The organism is Streptomyces sp. NPDC060064 (genome assembly GCF_042736455.1).
Lineage (GTDB): Bacteria > Actinomycetota > Actinomycetes > Streptomycetales > Streptomycetaceae > Streptomyces.
Genome location: NZ_JBHWWF010000003.1, coordinates 135,337 through 155,016, shown reverse-complemented (window position 1 = coordinate 155,016; position 19,680 = coordinate 135,337). Strand labels below are relative to the sequence as shown.

21 protein-coding genes are annotated in these 19,680 nt (G+C 70.4%); 10 read left to right on the top strand and 11 right to left on the bottom strand.

All coding sequences use genetic code 11. From position 1 onward, the window contains the following. The first annotated feature begins 44 nt into the window (after nucleotides 1–44). Complete coding sequence (locus ACFWDI_RS04980; RefSeq protein ID WP_385301380.1) at nucleotides 45–1,283, top strand: MFS transporter; 1,239 nt, start codon at nucleotides 45–47, stop codon at nucleotides 1,281–1,283. Here the strand turns inward: ACFWDI_RS04980 and ACFWDI_RS04975 are convergent. After that, nucleotides 1,272–2,669 carry a GH1 family beta-glucosidase gene (locus tag ACFWDI_RS04975; protein ID WP_385301379.1) on the bottom strand — a complete coding sequence of 466 codons (1,398 nt, stop codon included), beginning with the start codon at nucleotides 2,667–2,669 and terminating at the stop codon, nucleotides 1,272–1,274. The two genes, ACFWDI_RS04980 and ACFWDI_RS04975, sit on opposite strands and share 12 nt — an antisense overlap. 56 nt (nucleotides 2,670–2,725) lie before the next feature. Between ACFWDI_RS04975 and treZ the strand changes: the two genes are divergently transcribed. Further along, on the top strand, nucleotides 2,726–4,504 hold the full coding sequence (gene treZ, locus ACFWDI_RS04970; protein ID WP_385301378.1) for a malto-oligosyltrehalose trehalohydrolase: 1,779 nt from the start codon (nucleotides 2,726–2,728) through the stop codon (nucleotides 4,502–4,504). 42 nt (nucleotides 4,505–4,546) lie between these two features. Beyond that, the gene (locus tag ACFWDI_RS04965) at nucleotides 4,547–5,551 is read left to right on the top strand and encodes an aldo/keto reductase (protein ID WP_385301377.1); all 1,005 of its coding nucleotides are present in this window, start codon (nucleotides 4,547–4,549) and stop codon (nucleotides 5,549–5,551) included. Between the two features lie 57 nt (nucleotides 5,552–5,608). Here the strand turns inward: ACFWDI_RS04965 and ACFWDI_RS04960 are convergent, their stop codons facing one another. The 3 genes from ACFWDI_RS04960 to ACFWDI_RS04950 are packed head-to-tail and all read right to left on the bottom strand — an operon-like array spanning nucleotide 5,609 to nucleotide 8,429. After that, nucleotides 5,609–6,730, bottom strand: a complete 1,122-nt coding sequence (locus ACFWDI_RS04960; protein WP_385301376.1) for an aminopeptidase P family protein — start codon at nucleotides 6,728–6,730, stop codon at nucleotides 5,609–5,611. 37 nt (nucleotides 6,731–6,767) lie between these two features. Continuing rightward, nucleotides 6,768–7,721, bottom strand: a complete 954-nt coding sequence (locus ACFWDI_RS04955; RefSeq protein ID WP_385301375.1) for a hypothetical protein — start codon at nucleotides 7,719–7,721, stop codon at nucleotides 6,768–6,770. A gap of 57 nt (nucleotides 7,722–7,778) precedes the next feature. Further along, nucleotides 7,779–8,429 (bottom strand): nucleoside/nucleotide kinase family protein, encoded by a 651-nt coding sequence (locus tag ACFWDI_RS04950; protein ID WP_385301633.1) that lies wholly within the window; start codon nucleotides 8,427–8,429, stop codon nucleotides 7,779–7,781. A 58-nt stretch (nucleotides 8,430–8,487) separates the two neighbouring features. On the opposite strand from ACFWDI_RS04950, the gene ACFWDI_RS04945 reads away from it, so the two are divergent. Next, nucleotides 8,488–8,877: a VOC family protein gene (locus ACFWDI_RS04945; protein WP_385301374.1), complete on the top strand. Its 390-nt coding sequence runs from the start codon at nucleotides 8,488–8,490 to the stop codon at nucleotides 8,875–8,877. Here the strand turns inward: ACFWDI_RS04945 and ACFWDI_RS04940 are convergent, their stop codons facing one another. Then, nucleotides 8,878–9,321: an ATP-binding protein gene (locus ACFWDI_RS04940; protein ID WP_385301373.1), complete on the bottom strand. Its 444-nt coding sequence runs from the start codon at nucleotides 9,319–9,321 to the stop codon at nucleotides 8,878–8,880. Between the two features lie 158 nt (nucleotides 9,322–9,479). On the opposite strand from ACFWDI_RS04940, the gene ACFWDI_RS04935 reads away from it, so the two are divergent. The 4 genes from ACFWDI_RS04935 (at nucleotide 9,480) to ACFWDI_RS04920 (ending at nucleotide 11,764) form a co-directional block, all read left to right on the top strand. Continuing rightward, nucleotides 9,480–10,325 (top strand): helix-turn-helix transcriptional regulator, encoded by an 846-nt coding sequence (locus ACFWDI_RS04935; RefSeq protein ID WP_327326695.1) that lies wholly within the window; start codon nucleotides 9,480–9,482, stop codon nucleotides 10,323–10,325. Next, on the top strand, nucleotides 10,322–10,573 hold the full coding sequence (locus tag ACFWDI_RS04930) for a DUF397 domain-containing protein (RefSeq protein WP_385301372.1): 252 nt from the start codon (nucleotides 10,322–10,324) through the stop codon (nucleotides 10,571–10,573). The genes ACFWDI_RS04935 and ACFWDI_RS04930 overlap by 4 nt, the downstream gene beginning before the upstream one ends. A gap of 94 nt (nucleotides 10,574–10,667) precedes the next feature. After that, entirely contained in the window at nucleotides 10,668–11,033 is a 366-nt protein-coding gene (locus ACFWDI_RS04925) for an SUKH-4 family immunity protein (protein WP_385301371.1), read from the top strand. Beyond that, nucleotides 10,967–11,764: an SUKH-4 family immunity protein gene (locus ACFWDI_RS04920; protein ID WP_385301370.1), complete on the top strand. Its 798-nt coding sequence runs from the start codon at nucleotides 10,967–10,969 to the stop codon at nucleotides 11,762–11,764. Before ACFWDI_RS04925 ends, ACFWDI_RS04920 begins: the two co-directional genes overlap by 67 nt. 9 nt (nucleotides 11,765–11,773) lie before the next feature. Here ACFWDI_RS04920 and ACFWDI_RS04915 read toward each other — a convergent pair whose 3' ends face one another. The 6 genes from ACFWDI_RS04915 to ACFWDI_RS04890 all read right to left on the bottom strand — a co-directional run bounded on the left by ACFWDI_RS04915 (nucleotide 11,774) and on the right by ACFWDI_RS04890 (nucleotide 18,022). Continuing rightward, complete coding sequence (locus ACFWDI_RS04915; RefSeq protein WP_385301369.1) at nucleotides 11,774–13,579, bottom strand: hypothetical protein; 1,806 nt, start codon at nucleotides 13,577–13,579, stop codon at nucleotides 11,774–11,776. Nucleotides 13,580–13,616: 37 nt separating this feature from the next. Continuing rightward, a complete protein-coding gene (locus ACFWDI_RS04910) occupies nucleotides 13,617–14,678 on the bottom strand; it encodes an ATP-binding protein (RefSeq protein WP_385301368.1) in 1,062 nt (353 codons plus the stop codon). Between the two features lie 96 nt (nucleotides 14,679–14,774). Further along, the gene (msrB, locus tag ACFWDI_RS04905; protein ID WP_385301367.1) at nucleotides 14,775–15,182 is read right to left on the bottom strand and encodes a peptide-methionine (R)-S-oxide reductase MsrB; all 408 of its coding nucleotides are present in this window, start codon (nucleotides 15,180–15,182) and stop codon (nucleotides 14,775–14,777) included. 21 nt (nucleotides 15,183–15,203) lie between these two features. Continuing rightward, complete coding sequence (gene murC / locus ACFWDI_RS04900) at nucleotides 15,204–16,601, bottom strand: UDP-N-acetylmuramate--L-alanine ligase (protein WP_385301366.1); 1,398 nt, start codon at nucleotides 16,599–16,601, stop codon at nucleotides 15,204–15,206. A gap of 82 nt (nucleotides 16,602–16,683) precedes the next feature. Beyond that, nucleotides 16,684–17,154, bottom strand: coding sequence for an indole-3-glycerol phosphate synthase (locus ACFWDI_RS04895; protein ID WP_385301365.1), 471 nt, complete (start codon nucleotides 17,152–17,154; stop codon nucleotides 16,684–16,686). Nucleotides 17,155–17,260: 106 nt separating this feature from the next. Beyond that, nucleotides 17,261–18,022 (bottom strand): pyrimidine reductase family protein, encoded by a 762-nt coding sequence (locus ACFWDI_RS04890; RefSeq protein WP_385301364.1) that lies wholly within the window; start codon nucleotides 18,020–18,022, stop codon nucleotides 17,261–17,263. Between ACFWDI_RS04890 and zapE the strand changes: the two genes are divergently transcribed. Next, nucleotides 18,021–19,130, top strand: coding sequence for a cell division protein ZapE (gene zapE, locus ACFWDI_RS04885; protein ID WP_385301362.1), 1,110 nt, complete (start codon nucleotides 18,021–18,023; stop codon nucleotides 19,128–19,130). The genes ACFWDI_RS04890 and zapE overlap by 2 nt on opposite strands. 53 nt (nucleotides 19,131–19,183) lie before the next feature. After that, on the top strand, nucleotides 19,184–19,609 hold the full coding sequence (locus tag ACFWDI_RS04880) for an OsmC family peroxiredoxin (protein ID WP_385301361.1): 426 nt from the start codon (nucleotides 19,184–19,186) through the stop codon (nucleotides 19,607–19,609). The last annotated feature ends 71 nt before the right edge of the window (nucleotides 19,610–19,680 follow it).

Genomic DNA, 19,680 nt, shown 5'->3' with positions numbered 1-19,680 from the left:
TGTCCGTAAGCTCCGGACACCCCCGAGCTGATGGCGAGCCGCCCATGACGACGGAAGAGACGACGGAAGAGCTGCACTCCGAGCCACAGATCCGAGTCGGCGGCGGCTGGGTTTCCGCTCTCGTACTTGCCAACTTGGGCCTGTACATGGCCTTTTTCACGCCGATCCAGGTGCTGCTCGCCGAGCAGATCGCCGAGCTCGCCCCGTCCGGCAAGGAGGTCGCGCTGGGCTGGGCGACCGGAGTGGGGGCGCTGGTCGCGGTCGTCGCCAATCCGCTCGCGGGTGCGCTGTCGGACCGTACGAGCGGGCGCTTCGGCCGCCGTCGCCCGTGGATCCTGGGCGGGGCCGTGCTGGGCGCGGTGGGTCTCGCGGTCACCTCGGCGCAGACGACGGTGGTCGGGGTGGCGCTCGGCTGGTGTCTGGCGCAGCTCGGGCTGAACGCCATGCTGTCCGGGACCAATGCGGTCGTGCCCGACCAGGTGCCGGTGCGTCAGCGGGCCGCCGTCTCCGGCTTCATCGGGATTCCGCAGACGCTGGGGCTGGTCGTCGGGGCGCTGCTGGTGACCATGGTGGTGACGGGGATCGCGACCGGCTATCTGCTGCTGGCGGCGCTCGTGGTGCTCTGCGCGCTGCCTTTCGTACTCCTGACGCGTGACCCTCAAGTCCCCTTTCCCCCACGGGATTCGGTGCGTCTGAAGAGCTTCTGGGTCAGTCCGCGGGCGTATCCGGACTTCGGCTGGGCCTGGCTCACCCGATTCCTGGTGATGCTCGGGAACGCGATGGGCACGCTGTATCTGCTGTATTTCCTCAAAGACGCGGTGCATTACGCGGATCCGGAGGAGGGCGTACTGATTCTGACGCTGCTCTACACGGGGGGCGTGGTGGTGACGGCGGTGGCCGGCGGGGTCGTCTCGGACCGGCTGGGTCGGCGCAAGGCGCTGGTCGCGGTCAGTTCGGTGGTGATGGCGGTGGCCTCGCTGCTGCTGACGTTCTGGCACACCTGGCCGGTGGCGATGGGTGCGGCGGCGCTGCTCGGGCTCGGTTTCGGCGTGTACATCGCCGTCGACCAGGCGCTGATCACGCAGGTGCTGCCGGAGGCCGGCGACCGGGCGAAGGATCTGGGCGTCATCAATATCGCCAATTCGGCGCCGCAGGTCCTCGGCCCGGCTCTGGCCGCGCCGATCGTGGCGTACGCGGGCGGGTACGCCGGGCTGTATCTGACCGCGACGGTGGTCACGGCCCTCGGTGGTGTGCTGGTGTGGAAGATCCGTTCAGTGCCGTGAGTCCGACGTCCGGGCGGCGGTTCTCTGGGCGGAGGTTCTCTGGGCGGCGATGGCGTCCCGGTACCAGGCGTAGGAGGCCTTGGGTGTGCGCTCCAGCGTCTCGTAGTCGACATGGACGAGGCCGAAGTGCTGGGACGCGCCCTGGGCCCATTCGATGTTGTCGGTGAGCGACCAGGTGAAGTAGCCGCGTACGTCGACTCCCGCGTCGATCGCCTCGTGCAGTGAGCGGAGATGGGCGTCGAGGAAGTCGATACGGCGCTGGTCGTCGAGACCGTCGTACGAGCAGCCGTTCTCGGTGATGAAGAGCGGCGGCAGCCGGTCGCCGAACCGGTCCTTGAGGAGCACGAGCAGCTCGCGCAGCCCGTCGGGGACGACCGGCCAGCCGAAGTCGGTGCGCTGGTCGCTCTCGATGTCCCGTAGCCCGAAGGGGAGTTCGGCGGGCATGCCGACGCCGGCGAAGTCGCCGAGGGCGTCCTTGGCGGGCGCGCCGACGAGCATCGGGTGGTAGTAGTTCACGCCGTACCAGTCGAGCGGCTCGCAGATGACGGCGAGGTCTTCGGCGACCGGGCCCGGCATCAGGGCGGCGAAGTTCTCGTCGGGATAGTTGCCGGTGAGGATCGGGTCGGCGAACATCCAGTTGGTGATCGTGTCGTACAGCTCCGCGCCGAACCGGTCCTCCTCGCTGGTCCCTGCGGTCCGTACGGGCGAGTGGGAGACGGCGAGGCCGATGTTCGCGGCGCCCGCCGCGCGCAGCGCCCGGACGGCGAGGCCGTGGGCGAGCAGCTGGTGGTGGGCGGCGGGCAGCGCGTCGAAGAGGAGCTGCTTGCCGGGCGCGTGCTCGCCCAGTGCGTAGCCGAGCAGGGTGACCTCGGCCGGTTCGTTGATGGTGATCCACATCGGGACGCGGTCGGCGAGCCGCTCGGCGACGACGGAGGCGTACTCGGCGAAGCGGAACGCCGTGTCCCGGTTCAGCCAGCCGCCCGCCTCGTCCAGCGGGAGCGGGGTGTCCCAGTGGTAGAGGGTGGGCGCGGGCGTGATGCCGTGGGCACACAGTTCGTCGACCAGCCGGTCGTAGAAGTCGAGTCCTGCGGCGTTGACCGGTCCGCTGCCGCCCGGGACGACGCGCGGCCAGCTGACCGAGAAGCGGAAGGCGTCCGCGCCGAGGCCGGCGAGCAGGGCGACGTCCTCGCGATAGCGCGCGTGGAAGCCGGTGCCGCGCGAGGCGTCGGCGCCGTCCTTGATCCGGCCCTGGGCGGCGAAGGCGTCCCAACCCGAGGGCCCCTTGCCGTCGGCGTCGGCGGCCCCTTCGGTCTGGAAGGCGGAGGCGGACGCGCCCCAGAGGAAGCCGGGCGGGAACGCGGGCAGCGGCGGCATTGGCGTCGACATGGTTCGTGACCTTAATGGCCCCAAGGTCACCGCTTCCAGACCCCGTCCTTGCCAGGATGGAGGTCGCATCGACGACGAGGGGACCGCCAGTGCTGTTCGAGGTGTGGGCGCCGCAGGCCGAGGACCGGGTCGCACTGTGGCTGGAGGGCGAGGAGCGCCCGATGGAGCGCGCCGAAGGGCGTGCGGGCTGGTGGAGTGCCGAGGCCGAGGCGGGCGAAGGCGCCCGCTACGGCTTCGCGCTGGACGGCGGGCCCGTGCTGCCCGATCCGCGCTCGCGGCGCCAGCCGGACGGCCCGGACGGCATGAGTGCGGTGGTGGACCAGAGCGCCTACGCCTGGCGCAACGACTGGGCGGGGCGGGGGCTCGGCGGCGCGGTCCTGTACGAGCTGCACATCGGTACGTACACCCGCGAGGGCACGCTGGACGCCGCGGCCGAACGGCTCGGCGAACTGGCCGAGTTGGGGATCACCCATATCGAGCTGATGCCGCTGTGTCCCTTTCCCGGCGTGCACGGCTGGGGCTACGAGGGTGTGTCGCTGTGGGCGGTGCACGAGCCGTACGGCGGGCCCGAGGCGCTCAAGCGCTTTGTCGACACAGCACACGGCCGTGGTCTCGCAGTGGTGCTCGACGTGGTCCACAACCACCTCGGCCCGTCCGGAAACCACCTGCCGGCCTTCGGCCCGTACTTCACCGACACCCACCACACCCCCTGGGGCTCGGCGGTCAATCTCGACGCCCCGGGCTCCGACGAGGTCCGCGCGTATCTGCTGGGCAGCGCGCTGGCCTGGCTGCGCGACTTCCACTTCGACGGGCTGCGTCTCGACGCGGTGCACGCCCTCGCCGACACGCGTGCGCTGACCTTCCTCGAGGAGCTCTCCGGCGCCGTCGACGCCCTCTCGCATGAGCTCGGCCGTCCGCTCTTCCTGGTCGCCGAGTCGGATCTGTGCGACCCGCGGACGACGACGCCGCGCGAGGCGGGCGGCCTGGGTCTGCACGCCCAGTGGAACGACGACTTCCACCACGCCCTGCACACCGCGCTGACCGGTGAGTCCCAGGGCTACTACGCCGACTTCGCCGTCACTCCGCTGGCGGCAGTCGGCAAGACCCTCGCCCACGGCTTCTTCCACGACGGTACCTACTCGAGCTTCCGCGGCCGTACGCACGGCCGCCCCGTCGATATGACGAGAACCGCCGCACACCGCTTCCTCGGCTACGCCCAGACGCACGACCAGATCGGCAACCGGGCACTGGGCGACCGGCTCTCGGCCACCCTCTCCCCCGGGCTGCTGGCGTGCGCGGCCGTACTGGTGCTGACCGGGCCGTTCACGCCGATGCTGTTCATGGGTGAGGAGTGGGGCGCCCGTACGCCCTGGCAGTTCTTCACCGACCACACCGACCCGGAGCTGGCCGAGGCCGTACGCAACGGCAGACGGCGGGAGTTCGCCGCGCACGGCTGGGCGGAGGAGGACATCCCCGACCCGCAGGCGCCGTCGACCAGGGAGCGCTCCTGCCTGGACCGGTCCGAGCGGGAGCGGGAGCCGCACGCACGGCTGCTGGCCTGGCACCGCGAGCTGATCGCGCTGCGCCGTACGCAGTCGGATCTGACGGATCCGGACCTGGCGGCGGTGAAGGTGGCGTACGACGAGGAGGCTCGCTGGCTGGCGTACCGGCGCGGCGATCTGCGGATCGCGGTCAACCTCGGCAAGGATCCTGCCGCGATTCCGCTGGGCGGCGGCGGCCGGGTGCTGGCGGCCTGGGATCCGGTCCAACCTCCCGGCCCGGACGGTCTGTTGCACCTTCCGCCCGAGTCCGGTGTCGTGCTGGCCGATGCGTGACCTCTTGCCATCGAGCCCGCTCCAGCTCCTAGTCTCGCCGCCATGAAGCAACTCAATCTAGGCAGGACGGGTCTGCGCGTCAGCGAGCTGTGTCTGGGCACGATGAGCTTCGCGGACGACGCGAGCGGCCATCGGATCCTCGACACCTTCACCGAGGCCGGCGGCACCTTCATCGACACCGCCGATCTGTACGACCACGGCGGTTCGGAGGAGATCCTCGGCCGCTGGCTCAAGGGGCGCAGGCGCGACGACCTCGTCGTCGCGACCAAGGTGTGGGGGCGGATGGGCGAAGCACCCAACGACGGCGGGCTGAGCCGCAAGCACATCGTCGCGGCCGTGGAGGCGAGCCTGCGCCGGCTGGGCACGGACTACATCGACCTCTACCAGACCCATATCTGGGACGCCACCACGCCGCTGGAGGAGACCCTCGCGACCCTCGACACTCTGGTGAAGGCAGGAAAGGTCCGCTATGTGGGCACGAGCAATGTGACGCCGTCGCAGTTGCAGCGCTCACTCGACCTGGCGCACCACCGCGGCTGGGAGCCGTACGTCAGCCTCCAGCCGCTCTACAACCTGCTCAGCCGAGAGCTGGAGTGGGAGCTGGCACCGCTGTGCCTGGAGCAGGGGGTGGCGGTCATTCCGTGGAGCCCGCTGGCGGGCGGCTGGCTGACCGGCAAGTACCGGCGCGGCATGGACTCGGTGCCGGCCGCATCGCGCGAGGCCCGGTTCCAGGAGCGGTCGGGCAAGGAGGGCTGGCGGGAGCGGGACACCGAGGAGACCTGGCGGGTGGTCGACGCGGTGCGCGAAGTGGCGGAGGAGACGGGCCGTACTGCGTCGCAGGTGGCGCTGCGGTGGCTGCTGGAGCGTCCGGCGGTGACGGCGCCGATCATCGGCCCGCGTACGGCCGAGCAGCTGGCGGACAATCTGGGGGTGCTGGGCTGGGAGTTGACGGCGGAACAGTCGACGAAGCTGGACACGGCGAGCGCGCGGCCGCTGCCGTATCCGTACGAGATGCTGGCGCGGCTGAGCCACCACGATCCGCGGTAGCGGAAATCAAGCTCCGCCGGCGATCGAGGCGCGGGGGCCGGGGCGGAGCAGCCCCGGCTATTCCACGATGGCCATCTCGCGCGGGGTGTTGTTGAAGCGTCGGCCGCCGTCCTCGGTGACCGTGACGATGTCCTCGATACGGACGCCGAAGCGGCCGGGAAGATAGATCCCCGGCTCGACGGAGAAGCACATGCCGGGGACCAGCGGCTGCTCCTCGCCCTCGATCATGTACGGCGGCTCGTGCGTGGTGACGCCGATCCCGTGGCCGGTGCGGTGGATGAACAGGTCGCCGTACCCGGCCTCCTCGATGATTTCGCGGGCGGCCCGGTCGATCTCCTGACAGGCGACCCCCGGCCGCACCTCCTCGAAACCGGCCTGCTGGGCCTCCCGTACGACGTCGTGTACATGCTGCTCGGCGGGGGTCGGCTCGCCCACATGGACGGTACGGCTGGTGTCGGAGCCGTAGCCGTGCTTGAGGCCGCCGAAGTCGAGGACGACCATGTCGCCGTGGAGGATGGTGCGATCGCCCGCCTCGTGATGCGGATTGGCGCCGTTCGGTCCTGAGCCGACGACGGTGAAGTCGACCTGCGAGTGCCCGAACTGCTTGAGCAGCGCGGCGAGATCGGCCGCGACCTCGGTCTCCCCGCGCCCGGCGAAGCGCACCTTGAGGATTTCCTGGTACGTCTCGTCGGCGGCGGCTCCTGCCGCCTCGAGCCGGGCCAGTTCGTGCGCGTCCTTCACGGCACGCAGCATGGGCAGCGCCTTGGTCAGCGATACGTACGAGGTGCCGGGCAGTTGCTTCTGCAGTCCGAGGAGATGCATCGCCCAGGTGTTGTCGCTGACGCCGAAGCGGCCGCCGACGTCCAGCAACGGGGCGGTGGCGCCGTACGGGTCCTGGCCGTCGGTCCAGTCGCGCACGGTGAGCGCGGCCGCGCCCGGGGCCTGCTCGGCGTCCGGCGCCTCCAGCGTCGGAACGACGAGGACCGGTTCCTGGCCGGCGGCGAGGACGAGCACGGTGAGCCGCTCGGTGATTCCGGGCCGGTAGCCGGTCAGATGGACGAGATCGGGGCCGGGCGCGACGAGAACCCCCGCGAGCCCCGCGTCGGCGGCGGCGTCGGCGGCGCGGGCCATCCGGGCCCGGTAGTCGTCTGCGGTGAAGGGTGCGGGCGTGGTGGGCATGGGGCCATACTGCCCGCGGGTCGTGAGGCGCGCGAGCTCATTCCTGGTCCATGGCCACCAGCCGCTCCAGCAGCTCCTGGAATTCGTCACCGACCACGATGCGCAGGCTCTCACCGTCCTCGGCACGGTCGCTGAGCTGGGTGAGGGTGCCGTCGCGCCACCAGTAGACGTACGGGCTGATGGCGCCCGGCGTGTCGGCGTAGCCGGCGGCCGCGAACGAGGCCATGGCGTTGAGGGCCGAAATCATGCCGGTGTCGCGGATGGCATGGAAGGCGAGCTGATGCCGGAAGGGGATCGCCACCAGGGCCCCGTCGGCGGTGAGCTGCTCGCCGGTGACCTGTCGTACGACGTTGTCCAGCGCCAGGACGCGGCTCGCGGTGTAGAAGGAGTCGCCGAGAACCACCTCGAAGCGCATGCCCTCGGAGTCCTTGACGGTCTCATGGCCCTCGACGGGCAGTCCCCTGAGGTTGTAGAGCGCCTGCTCGCGCAGGTACTGCAGGTCGCCGAGCGGCTCCAGAGCCTCGTCGGTGAGCATCATGACGCTCTCCGGGAGGTCGAGCGCGAGGATCTCGAACAGGCCGGGCGCGACGGTACGCGCGTAGCCGAAGTTCTGCGCATTGAGCCCGTCGGCGCCGACGACGCGCGGGTAGAGCTGGGCACGGATCTGCTCGGTCGGCAGGGTGTCCAGCGCGGAGGGCGCGTCCATGGTGCGCAGCACCATCCCGACGTGCTGCCGGACCAGTTCGGGCCAGGATCGCGGCCCGCGGTCGTCGTTGTGGCAGACGGCAGCGAGATTGCCCAGCCCGAACTGGCGGCCGCCGCTGTCGGACACCACGTCCGCGTACACGGTCACTTCCAGGCCCTGTTCGGCGAAGGCTTCCCGGACCTGGGCGCGGAAGCGTGCGCCCTCGTTTTCCGAGAAGTAGGAGAACTCGGGGTCCCGGGGTGCATCATTTCCGTCGCGCTTCGGCCCTCGCCGGAACAACCCCACGTCGACCGCCTTCCACATCGCGTACCAGGACTCGAGCGTACCGAGCGTCCGAGCGGGCTACAGGGCTTGTGTGACCACGAAGTCGGCACGGTTGCGGCCGCGCGCGACCAGCCGGGCATTGCGCTCGTCGGAGTCGTGGACCCAGCGCTCGGCGTACGCCCGCTGCTTGCCGAATCGCACATGCCGGTCGACGAGGCGTCGTACGCGTACGGCGTCGTCGATCTCCAGGTACCAGACCTCGTCGAGGAGGGGCCTGACCTGCGCCCAGGGACCTTCGTCGTGCAGGAGGTAGTTGCCCTCGGTGACGACGAGGGGGATGCCGGGGTCGACCGGAATGCTGCCGGCGACGGATTCCTCCAGGGCGCGGTCGAAGGCGGGCGCGTAGACCGTGTCGCCCGGGGCGGGGACGCGCAGCCGGGCGAGCAGGGCGGCGTACCCGGCGGCGTCGAAGGTGTCGGGTGCGCCTTTGCGGCCGGCGCGGCCCAGGCGGACCAGCTCGGCCTGGGCGAGGTGGAAACCGTCCATGGGGACGAGGACGGCGAGCCCGTCGAGTGCTTCGACGAGATGGGCGGCGAGGGTCGACTTCCCGGCGCCGGGGGCTCCTGCGATGCCCAGGATGAGCCGGCGGCCGGGGACGGCGAGCTCGCGGGCGCGGTACAGGAGGTGCGGTGGGTACTGCGGGCGTGGCGGGGGCGGCGGCGCATGCATGGTGCGCATTGTTCCATCGCATTGATGCAGGGACAGTCATACGTATAACGTGGTCCACATGTCGTACATCGCCCTGGTCACCCTTGTCGTCCGTGACTACGACGAGGCCATCGCCTTCTACACCGACGCCCTCGGCTTCGAACTGGTCGAGGACACCGACCGCGGGGACGGCAGCCGCTGGGTGGTGGTCCGCCCGCGCGGTACGGGCCATGGCTCGGCACTGCTGCTGGCCCGCGCCAAGGACGACGTCCAGCGCGCGAGCGTCGGCGCGCAGACGGGTGGGCGGGTCGGCTTCTTCCTGCACACCGAGGACTTCGCGGCCGACCAGGCCCGGATGACTGCGGCGGGCGTCCGCTTCCTGGAGGAGCCGCGACACGAGCCGTACGGCTCGGTCGCGGTCTTCGAGGACCTGTACGGCAACCGCTGGGACCTGCTGCAGCCCAAGTAGTCAGCCGGGGAGATCGAGCTCCGCGCGAACGGTCTTCCCGAGCCCTCCGCGCCCCAGGACCTCCCACCGGCAGGCGAGGGCCTCGACGAGGACGAGGCCGCGGCCGGATTCGGCCAGGGCCGGTGGCTGCGGCAATTCCCCGGGGCGGGGCGGTCGCTGCTCGGTACGGGTGTCGGAGACCTCGATCCGGAGCGTGTCCGCGCTCAGGGTGAGCGTCAGCTCGAAGTCCCGGCCGGGTACGCGACCGTGGGTCACCGCGTTCGCGGCGAGTTCCGCGACGAGCACGGCAGCGCTGTCGGACGGCTCGGAGTCGTACGGGATGCCCCAGGCGTGCAGCTGGTGGAGGGCGAGGTGCCTGGCGAGCCGGGCGCCTCGACGGGTGGCACTGAAGCGCTGGGTGAACACACGTACGGCAAGGGGCTGTTGGGGGCTGGGTGCGTGCATGCGCCCACGGTGGCCGCCGGGAGCCGCGTTCCCCCAGATCAGGAACCCGTACGCCGAGTCAGCGTACGGGCACCCACAGTGGACAGTACGGGTAACTGACCGTGACCATGGGTGGGTTGCGGGGTTGCTCAGCGCAGGCACGTGGGAGGTGGCCGTATATGACGGAGACGGCGGGCGCACCGGGCGGTTCGGGCGGGGAGCCGGAGGTCTCGGACAGCCTGAAGGCGTTCGGGGAGGTGGTCAAGGCCTTCCGGAGGCGGGCGAGGCTGACACAGGAGGAGTTCGCACCGAGGGTGCGGTACTCGCTGCCGACGGTGGCGTCGATCGAGCAGGGGCGCCGCTTCCCGCCGGCGGATTTCGTCGACCGGGCGGAGGAGGTGCTGGACGCGTTCGGCACGCTGAAAGGCGCGGCACGGCATCTGTCGCGGCGGCCGGGGCTGGCGAGCTGGTTCCGGCAGTGGGCGAGTCTGGAAGCGGAGGCGGTCAGTCTCTACACATACGAATGCCGGTTGATTCCGGGCCTGTTGCAGACGGAGGCGTACGCACGGACGCTGTTCACGAACCAGCTGCCGCCGCTGGGCGACGAGCAGATCGAGGCACAGTTGGCCGCACGGCTGGAGCGGCAGCGGTTACTTCGGGAGCGGCCGAACACGGCGTACAGCTTCATCCTCGAAGAGCACCTGTTCCTGCGGCGGACGGGCGGGCGGCAGGTCACGCTGGATCTGATCGACCACGTCCTCGGTCTCGCCGAACTCCGCAACATCGAGATCCAGATCATGCCGGTGGTACGGCAGAGCCACGCCGGGCTGGACGGTCCCATGCGGCTGCTGGAGACCCCGGACAACCGGTGGCTCGGCTACTGCGAGGGGCAGAAGAGCGGCCAGTTCATCTCCGACCCGAAAGTGGTCAGTGAGCTCCAGATGCGGTATGCCAGGATGCGGTCACAGGCTCTTACTCTGGAAGACTCCGTGAGCCTGTTGCGGCAGATGCGAGGAGCGGCATGAGCACCACTGAACTGGCCTGGTTCAAGAGCAGCTACAGCGGCGGCGATGGCGACTCCTGCGTCGAAGTCGCCCTGTCCTGGCACAAGTCCAGCTACAGCGGCGGCGATGGCGACGACTGCGTCGAGGTCGCCACCTGCCCCAGCACCGTCCACGTCCGCGACTCCAAGGACACCGGCGGCCCCCAACTCGCCCTCGCCCCCACCGCCTGGACGAGCTTCGTCACCTACGCCGCCGAAGCACAGGGCTGACGCGGAGCCTCGCACACGGCCGAGCGGCGATTGTCAGAGGTCGCTCCTATCGTTGTTGTCGTCGGTAGATCACCGCAGAGAACCACGGGGAATCATGACTGCGACGACCATCACCGTGCCCACGCACGCGCTCCATCCGTCGATCACGCACGAGGCGACGCGGCACCGTCTGACCGGGGCCGGGCTGCCCGCCACGCACAGCCTGATGCGGTTCGCGCCGCTGGCCGAGTCACGGGTGGTGACTGTGCGGCAGTATCTGGTCGACAAGGAGGCAGACCCTGCGAACCTCGACGCGGACATCGCGGATCTGCTCGTCGTCGGACACCTCATTGTCGAGAACGGCGACGCGGAGGAGGTCGTACTCGACGGGGGTACGGGGCGCTTGTTCAGCATGTGGCTGTACGAGAAGTGGCCGCGCGGACCGGCGCCAACGTCGTGGCGGAGGCATCGGCCCTGCTGATGTCGGTCTTCACCGACGAGGACTGGGGCCACGACGGGTGGGGCAGCGCGGGCACCCCGGCCGAGTGGGATCACGCGATCCCCGCGTTCTGGCGCATAGCCGCGCTGATACGGCCGATGGCACTGGTCGCCGGCCCGGGGCAGGGCCTGCGTCTGGACCTGCCCGACGGGCTGCTGGACGAGGAGTTCGGGGCCGACGGAGTCGTCCGCATCGATCCGTCGGAGCTGCCTGCGGCCCTGGAGCACGAGCCGACGCGGCGGTTCCTGACGGACATCGGGCTCCCGAAGGAGGAGCTCATGTTCGGCCTGTGGCGCGACGAATACCTGCTGCTGACTCTCGCGGAGGCCGATGCGCGTGAGGACGGCGACGCTTCCCGTGAGACACCGGCGGACGGGGACAGGCTGATCAGTCTCGGCAGTCTGGTCCACGACTTCGAGGTCGTGATCGACGGCCGTACGGGCCTCCTCTCGTACCACGAGTACGGCGCAGGCACGACGACGCCGGTCAACGCGGACATCTCCACGCTGGCGTTCACGGTGTGGATGTACAACCGTCAGCAGAACATGGAGAAGGAGCACGACTTCACGCAGGACTTCTACCACCAGCTCGCCGACACCATGGTCGCCGTGCTCGCCTCGGTCGACCCCGTCGCCTGCCTCCCCGCGAAGGACGCCGACGACTACCGCTACTGGCCGGAGGTGTTCCACGACGAGGCGGGCGGCGTGCTCTGACGTCCGTGTTCAGGTCAGCCGGAAGACCGGGCCGCGGGGCGTGAACGGAAGGGAGCCGCCCTGCGGGATCAGGAAGGCGTGCTCGCGCCGGATCCGCAGGGGGTCGCACCAGCCGTCGGTGATCACGAGCACCGGGGCGGTGGGCGGGAAGTCACCGGCCCGCTGCAACAGGTCGATCCCGGGCTGCAGTACGGTCCCGCCGCGCCCGCGGACCCGCACCCGTCCGGCGATCTCGGCCGGTGGCAGATACCCGGCGTCGTACGCCGCGGCGTCGCAGAACACGACGCGTGCCGCCGGTACGTCGCGGGCATCGGCGTACGAGGCGATGGCGCCGAGCGCCTTGCCGAGCAGCGCGCTGTTCATCGAGCCGGAGGTGTCGAGGACGACTCCGAAGGTGCAGCGCGGTGTCTCCTCGGAGGGGAAGTACCGACCCGCGCGGGGAATGTCCGGGGTGGACGCCTGCCGCCTGGCCGGGCGGGCATAGGACCGCACGGGCTCGGGCCGGGGCACGTACTCGTCGAACCAGCGGGCCAGTCGCGCGTCCCACGGCACGGGCGGATGGGCCAGGGCCCTGATCTCCTGGATCAGCCCCGCGGGCAGCAGACCGCGTGCCCCGTACCGGTGAAGGTCGAAACCCTGGACCAGGCCGCGGCGGTAGAAGTCGTCCAGGTCGGCGTACGGGCGGGCGGCCGCGTGCGGCAGCGGCTCGCCGAGGATGTCACCGGCGCCCTTGCCGCGCAGGGTCGCGAGCCGGCGACGGCGACGCAGGTCGGTGGCGATGCGGTCGTAGACCTCCTCCACCGACAGGTCCTTGAGGTCCGGGTCGTACAGCAGCCCTTCGGGCATCTCGCCGACACGCATCTCGACGAGCCAGCCGTTCACGACGAAGTCGGCGGCGACGTTGAACAACAACGCGTCGCGGGCGCCGCAGCGTTCACCGTGGCGCAGGGCGGCGTGCAGCATCTCGTGCGCGAGGATGAACCGCCATTCCTCGTCGGTGAAGGTGCGCAGCGGGTTGACGTAGATCTCCCCGGCGGCAGAGCTCACGGCGGCGACGGAGATGTCCTGGGCGCGGGCGAGTTCGGCGTCGGCGACGACGGTGAGACCCGCTGCGAGTCCGCCGAGCAGCGGGTACGAGGAGACGAACCAGTTCAGGGCACGGTCCCAGGGCCGCTGCGCGACGCGCTCTCCGGTGGTCCGGTCGCGACGGCCGCCCGCGACGTCCATGGCGGCGGACACACTGCGGGTGAGCGCGTGCGCGAAGGCCGTCTCCCAGTCGGGCACGGTGGTGTTCCACGCCCGCCAGGGCTGCAGCACCTGGTCGGGGTGTTCGCCCGCCGTGCCGCAGTGCTCGTAGGCGGCGGGGATGCCGTCGCGGCGCCAGCGGGCTGCGAGCTCGGCCTCGTCCCCTCCGGGATACGTCTCGGGGAGGTGGTCGGGTGCCCGGCCGGCCGGGAAGGTGAGCAGGAAGCGGTTGACCACGGTGCAGCGGGCCGCGCGGTCGAATCGGTCGGGCTGCTCGCGCGGGTCGTCCTTGGCGGCCGGTACGTGTCCGAAGCCGAAGTGCAGCAGGCAGTGGGCGATCGTCCAGGCCCACTCGGCCGGGTCCGCACGCTTGGTGGGGTGGACGTGGACGCTTCCGTTGGAGTCGACGGCGGCCAGTCCTCCGGCGGGCGTTCCGGCGCACTTGGCCTGGCGGCAGAAGCCCGCGTCGACGGCCGCGAAGGCCGGGTTCCGTTTGACCAGCGCGAGCCCGGCGGCGAACGCCTCGGTGGCGGGGTCGGGCCTGTTCTGCTTCCTGGATGCGGCACTCACCGGGGTGCGTCCGGGGCAGTGGCGTACGACATGGTGTTCATCGCCGGGCCTCGACCAGCCGGGGCATGTCGCGTGCGGCCTCGACGAGGAACCAGGCGGGCAGCACCGGCAGACCGTCGCCGTCATCCGCGATGACGGTCTGCGCGACCTCGACGGAGATCTCGGCCAGCTGGACGAGCAGCGCCTTGGCCCGGTAGGCGGTCTGCCGCATGGACGGCGAGACATGCTCCTTCCGGCGCGGGAGCTCCTTCACCAGCCGCCCGCGGAACGCCTCCGCGAGGTAGTAGAGCAGGTCGCGGTCCTCGAGCCGGGTGGGCCAGGAGGCATCGCCCTTGAGGATCGCCTCGATGCCGAAGGTGTGGCGCACGATCTTCGCGTAGCCGCAGAAGGACACGGCGTGCGCGGGCGTGAGGGTGCCGTGCACGATCACCCGCAGGGTGGTCTCGTCGATGGCAGGACCGAAGGAGTGCAGGGCGTCGGACAGCATGTGCCAGGACCGGGGTGTGGAGAACGGCTCCTCGGTCTTGGGCGGCTGGGACCACAGGTGGTCCGGCCGGTCGGTGAGATAGTCCGTCACCCAGGGGTGGATGCCGTGCTCGCCCGCCCAGACCAGCCAGTCCGCCGCCGATGCCTGCAGATGGACGTGCGTGAGCCTGTTGACGAGCGCCGACGCGATCGGCCGCGCCAGGGCGTTGTCCGTGGCACGGTTCCCGGCACCGATGACGATCGAACCGGCGGGCAGCTCGTAGGAGCCGATCCGACGGTCCAGGATCAGCGAGTAGAACGCCTTCTGGACGTCCGGAGCGGCGGCGTTCAGCTCGTCGAGGAAAAGGCAGTACGGCTCGTCCCGCGCGATGGCCTCGGGCGGGCAGAACACGGACCGTCCGTCCCGGATCTGCGGTACCCCGATCAGATCCTCGGGCGCGAGCTGCGTCCCGAGCAGACTGACGCACTCCAGGCCCAGCGATTCGGCGAACCTCCGCACGAGCGAGGACTTCCCGATCCCGGGCGCCCCCCACAGGAACACGGGCCGCACGGTGGCGAGCCCCAGCAGCAGTTCGGGTATCTGGGCGGGAGTGACGGTGACGGCAGCCTGCACGCGGTGGTGTTCCTTCGGCGAACTCGGAGAAGAAGATCGGGCCCGCCCAGTGTGGGCGGGCCCGATGGTCCCTCGCAGCCGATTTTCCTGACGGGATCAGCCCTCGTCCGGGCTCAGCCGCAGCGAAATGCTGTTGATGCAGTACCGCTGGTCCGTCGGCGTCGGATAGCCCTCGCCCTCGAAGACATGGCCCAGATGCGACCCGCACCGCGCGCACCGCACCTCCGTGCGGGCCATCCCGTGCGAGCGGTCCTCGATCAGCTCGACCGCGTCCGTGTCCTTCGGGTCGTAGAAGGACGGCCAGCCGCAGTGCGACTCGAATTTCGTGTCGGAGCGGAACAGCTCGGCGCCGCACGCCCGGCAGGAGTAGACACCCGCCGTCTTGGTCTCGGTGTACTCACCGACGAAGGCGGGCTCGGTACCGGCCTTGCGCAGGACCTGGTACTCCGCGGGGGACAGCTCGGCACGCCACTGCTCGTCCGGCTTGTCGACGTCGTACGACATGAAAATCGGCTCCCTCGGGTTCTACCTACCGGCCAGGCGGGCCAGGATGTCCGGACCGAGGTCCGTCACGTCACCCGCGCCCATAGTGAGAACCAGATCGCCCGGCTTCGCCATTCCCGCGATGACGTCGGGGACGGTCGCCTTGTCGTGGACGGCCGTGACATCGGCGCCTGCCGCGCGGGCCGCGTCGATGATCAGGGTGCTGGTGATGCCCGGGATCGGGTCCTCGCGGGCCGGGTAGATGTCGAGGACCACCGAGGCGTCCGCCAGCGCGAGCGCCTGGCCCATCTCCGTGCCCAGTTCCTGCGTACGGGAGAAGAGGTGCGGCTGGAAGACGACCAGCAGCCGGGCGTCCGACGCCGCGCCGCGCATCGCCTCGAGGTCGGCGGTCATCTCGGTCGGGTGGTGCGCGTACGAGTCGATGACCTGGACGCCGGCGGCCTCGCCCTTGAGCTGGAGGCGGCGCTTGACGCCGGTGTACTTGCCGATCGCCGAGGCGAGATTGTGCGCCGGGATGCCGAGCGCGACGCCCGCGGCAAGGGCGGCCACGGCATTGTGCGCGTAGTGGCTGCCGGGGACCGAGACGGTGAAGGTGAGGAACCGGCCACCGAGCAGAACCGTGACCTCGCTGGTGAGGCCGCGCGGGGTGACCTTGTGGACGCGGACGTCGGCGGACTCGGACTCGCCGTAGGTGACGACCTTCAGCGTGGACAGGTCGCGGACGCGCGCGGTGAGCTCGACCGCGCCGGGCTGGTCCGCCGAGATCACCAGCGTGCCGCCCGGGACGACCTTGCCGACGAACGTCTCGAAGGAGTCGTAGATCTCGTCCATCGAGGCGTAGTTGGCGTGGTGGTCGAGCTCCACATTGAGGACGATCGCGACCTCGGGGACGTACTTCTGGAAGCTGCGGTCGCTCTCGTCGGCCTCGGCGACGAAGATGTCGCCCGCACCGTGGCGGGCGTTCGTCCCCGGCCCTTCGAGGTCGCCGCCGATCGCGTACGAGGGGTCGAGCCCCAGCTCGGTGAGGGCCACGGCCAGCATGGACGTCGTGGTGGTCTTGCCGTGGGTGCCGGCGACGGCGATCGAGCGCAGCCCGGTCATCAGCGAGGCCAGCGCGTCGGAGCGGTGGACGACCGGCACGGAGAGCTCGGTCGCGCGCGCCAGCTCCGGGTTGTCGGCGCGGATCGCGCTGGAGACGACGACGCAGCTGGCGTCGGTCGCCAGGTACTCGGCCGCGTGCCCGATGTGGACGGTGGCGCCGAGCGCGCGCAGGGCCTCCGCCGTGGCCGACTCCTTCGCGTCGCTGCCCGCCACCTTCGCGCCGCGCTGGGCGAGGATCTTCGCGATGCCCGACATTCCGGCGCCGCCGATGCCGATGAAGTGCGGGCGTTCCATGGCGCTAGGGATGGCGGGTGCCATGCGTGTGTCTCCCCAAGATGTACGAGTAGAGATGTACACGTAACGCTGTGCGAGTGCGTGCGAGTACGTGCGGGGCTCCAGCCTATTCGCTGTGCGCGAAGAGCTTGAGCACGGGGACGCCGACCTTGTGGCGGGCCCGGGAGGCCCAGTCCCGGTGGAAGAACTCCTCCACATAGTGCGGCGCGGTCAGCACGATCACCTCGTCGGCGCCCGACTCGTCCACCACGGACTTCAGCTTGTCCAGCGGATGGTCCTCGACGACCTGGCCGACCGCCTCGCAGCCCGCCGCCCGGAGCACCCCGAGCGAGTGCTCCAGGGCGAGCTCGGCGGGGCCCTTGGCATCCTTTCCCTCGGGCTCGTCGCCCTCGTGGGCGGCCTCCTTCAGTTCGCCGAGTGCCACGTCGTCGATGGCACGCAGCAGGAGATCGGCCTGATCGCCTCGGGGCTGCATCAGCACGATGAAGGAAATGTTCTCCTCCCCGTGCAGAGTGGTGACGAACTCAACGTCCTCGGAGGTCAGGGGCTTCTCGATCATCAATACGCTTGTGAACACGTCAGGAGCCCTTCTGCGGAAACCATCCTTCCCCGTGCCCGCACGGGGTCTGCGAGAGTAAGTGTGCCTCGCGGAAACCAACCGGAACGGCAAATTCCGCCGATTGTCAGGTGCGACGGTAGCGGGTGAAAAGGAACCCTGCCTCCTCCAGTACCGATGCCAGGGCGAACCTCTCCGGAACAGCCGGCGCCGGTCCGCCCGCGATCCGCTGCGCGTTCCCTGCCGTCAGTGTCGGCGACAGGCTCAGACACAGCTCGTCCAGCGCCCCGGCCGCCACGAACTGGCCCAGCAGCCGTGGCCCGCCCTCGGTGAGCAGCCGGACCAGTCCCCGCTCGGCGAGCGCCCGTACCGCCCTGAGCGGCTCCACCCCGGGGCCGTCCCCGGCGATCACCACCTCCGCGCCCGCCTTCTCCGCCGCCCGGATACGGTCCGGGGGCGCCGCGGCCCCCGTCAGCAGCAGCGTCGGAACGAGCGGCTCGGCGTACAGCGGAAGCGAGAAGTCCAGGTCGAGCGAGGCGCTGACCACGGCGATGGCGGGGGCGGGGCCCTGGCCGGCCGCGGCCCGCCGCTCGGCGAAGGCCTCGCGAGCACGGGCGGGGCGGTAGCCCTCGAGGCGTACCGTTTCCGCGCCGACCACGACCGCGTCGGCGAGACCCCGCAGGGTTCCGAAGATCCGCATGTCCGTGGCGGAGGAGATCGGCTGGGAGCGCCCCTCGTGCTGTCCCGCCCCGTCCAGCGTGGAGACCATGTTCGCCCGCAGCCAGGGCCCGCCCCCGTCCGGATACCCATAGGCGTCGGCCAGCTCGTCCAGGGACCACTCGCGGTCCACGGCGGCTGTCTGATCGGTCACAGGGAACAGGCGTCGCATGCTGTGCAGTCTGGCACGGCCCTTACAGTTGGGAACTGTGTCGACAAGCCCCATAACCGAAGCGGCCCCACTGTCCCTGTGCGCCCGCGAGCCGCGCGTACCCGCCGACCGTCTGGTCGCCGAGATGGTGCCGCCGCCGCGCTTCGACTCGGTGCGCTTCGACACCTACGTCCCCGACCCGAACCAGCCCAGCCAGACCGAGGCGGTCACGGTCCTGAGCTCCTTCGCGGCGGGCCTCGGCGGGGCACACGCGAGCGGCGCCGCCAAGCGCAAGTGGTTCAGCAAGAAGCCCGCGGCCCCCATCGGGCCGCGCGGCGTCTATCTCGACGGCGGCTACGGCGTGGGCAAGACCCATCTGCTGGCCTCCCTCTGGCACGCCACCCCGGCGGACGCGTCACTCAAGGCCTTCGGCACCTTTGTGGAGCTGACGAACCTGGTGGGCGCGCTCGGCTTCCAGCAGACCGTGCAGACACTGAGCGGGCACCGGCTGCTCTGCATCGACGAATTCGAACTGGACGACCCGGGTGACACCGTCCTCGTATCGACGCTGCTCGGAAAGCTCGTCGACGCGGGCGTCGCGCTGGCGGCCACCTCCAACACGCTGCCCGGCAAGCTCGGCGAGGGCCGGTTCGCCGCCGCCGACTTCCTCCGCGAGATCCAGGGGCTCTCCGCGCACTTCCGGCCACTGCGGATCGACGGCGAGGACTACCGTCACCGCGGGATGCCCGAGGCCCCTCCCCCGTACTCCGACGAGCAGGTCGCCAAGACCGCGTACGCCACCGAAGGCGCGTCCCTGGACGACTTCCCGCATCTCCTCGAGCACCTCGCGAAGGTCCACCCGAGCCGGTACGGGGCCCTCACCGACGGTCTGCGCGCGGTCTGCCTCACCGATGTCCGGCCCATCCCCGACCAGTCGACGGCACTGCGACTGGTCGTACTCGCCGACCGGCTGTACGACCGGGAGGTGCCGGTGCTCGCCTCGGGAATGCCCTTCGACCGGCTCTTCAGCGAAGAGATGCTGAACGGCGGCTATCGGAAGAAGTACTTCCGGGCAATCTCGCGGCTCACCGCGCTGGCCCGGGACGCGAAGGGGCTTGTGGGGCAGTAGGTTTGGGGCTTTGGGGGCCGAAAGCCCTCTTAGCCATCAGAAGGGGAACCATCATGGCCACCACGCGTACGGCGCACACCGTCTGGGAAGGCGAGCTGCTCAAGGGCTCGGGCACCGTCACCCTCGACTCGTCGGGCATCGGCAGCTACCCGGTCAACTGGCCGTCCCGCGCCGAGCAGGCCAACGGCAAGACCAGTCCCGAGGAGCTCATCGCGGCCGCCCACTCGAGCTGCTTCTCCATGGCCCTCTCGCACGGTCTGACCGGCGCCGGTACCCCGCCCACCCGGCTGGAGACCAAGGCCGATGTGACCTTCCAGCCCGGTGAGGGCATCACCGGCATACACCTCACGGTGCAGGGCGAGGTCCCCGGTCTCGACGCGGATGCCTTCGCCGCGGCCGCCGAGGACGCCAAGAAGAACTGCCCGGTGAGCCAGGCTCTGACAGGTACGACGATCACGCTCAGCGCTTCCCTCGCCTGACCCGGCCGGGGCGCGGCGACAAGCACAGCCACACACAAAGGCATAGTGGCCCGCACGGTTCTCGTGTCACC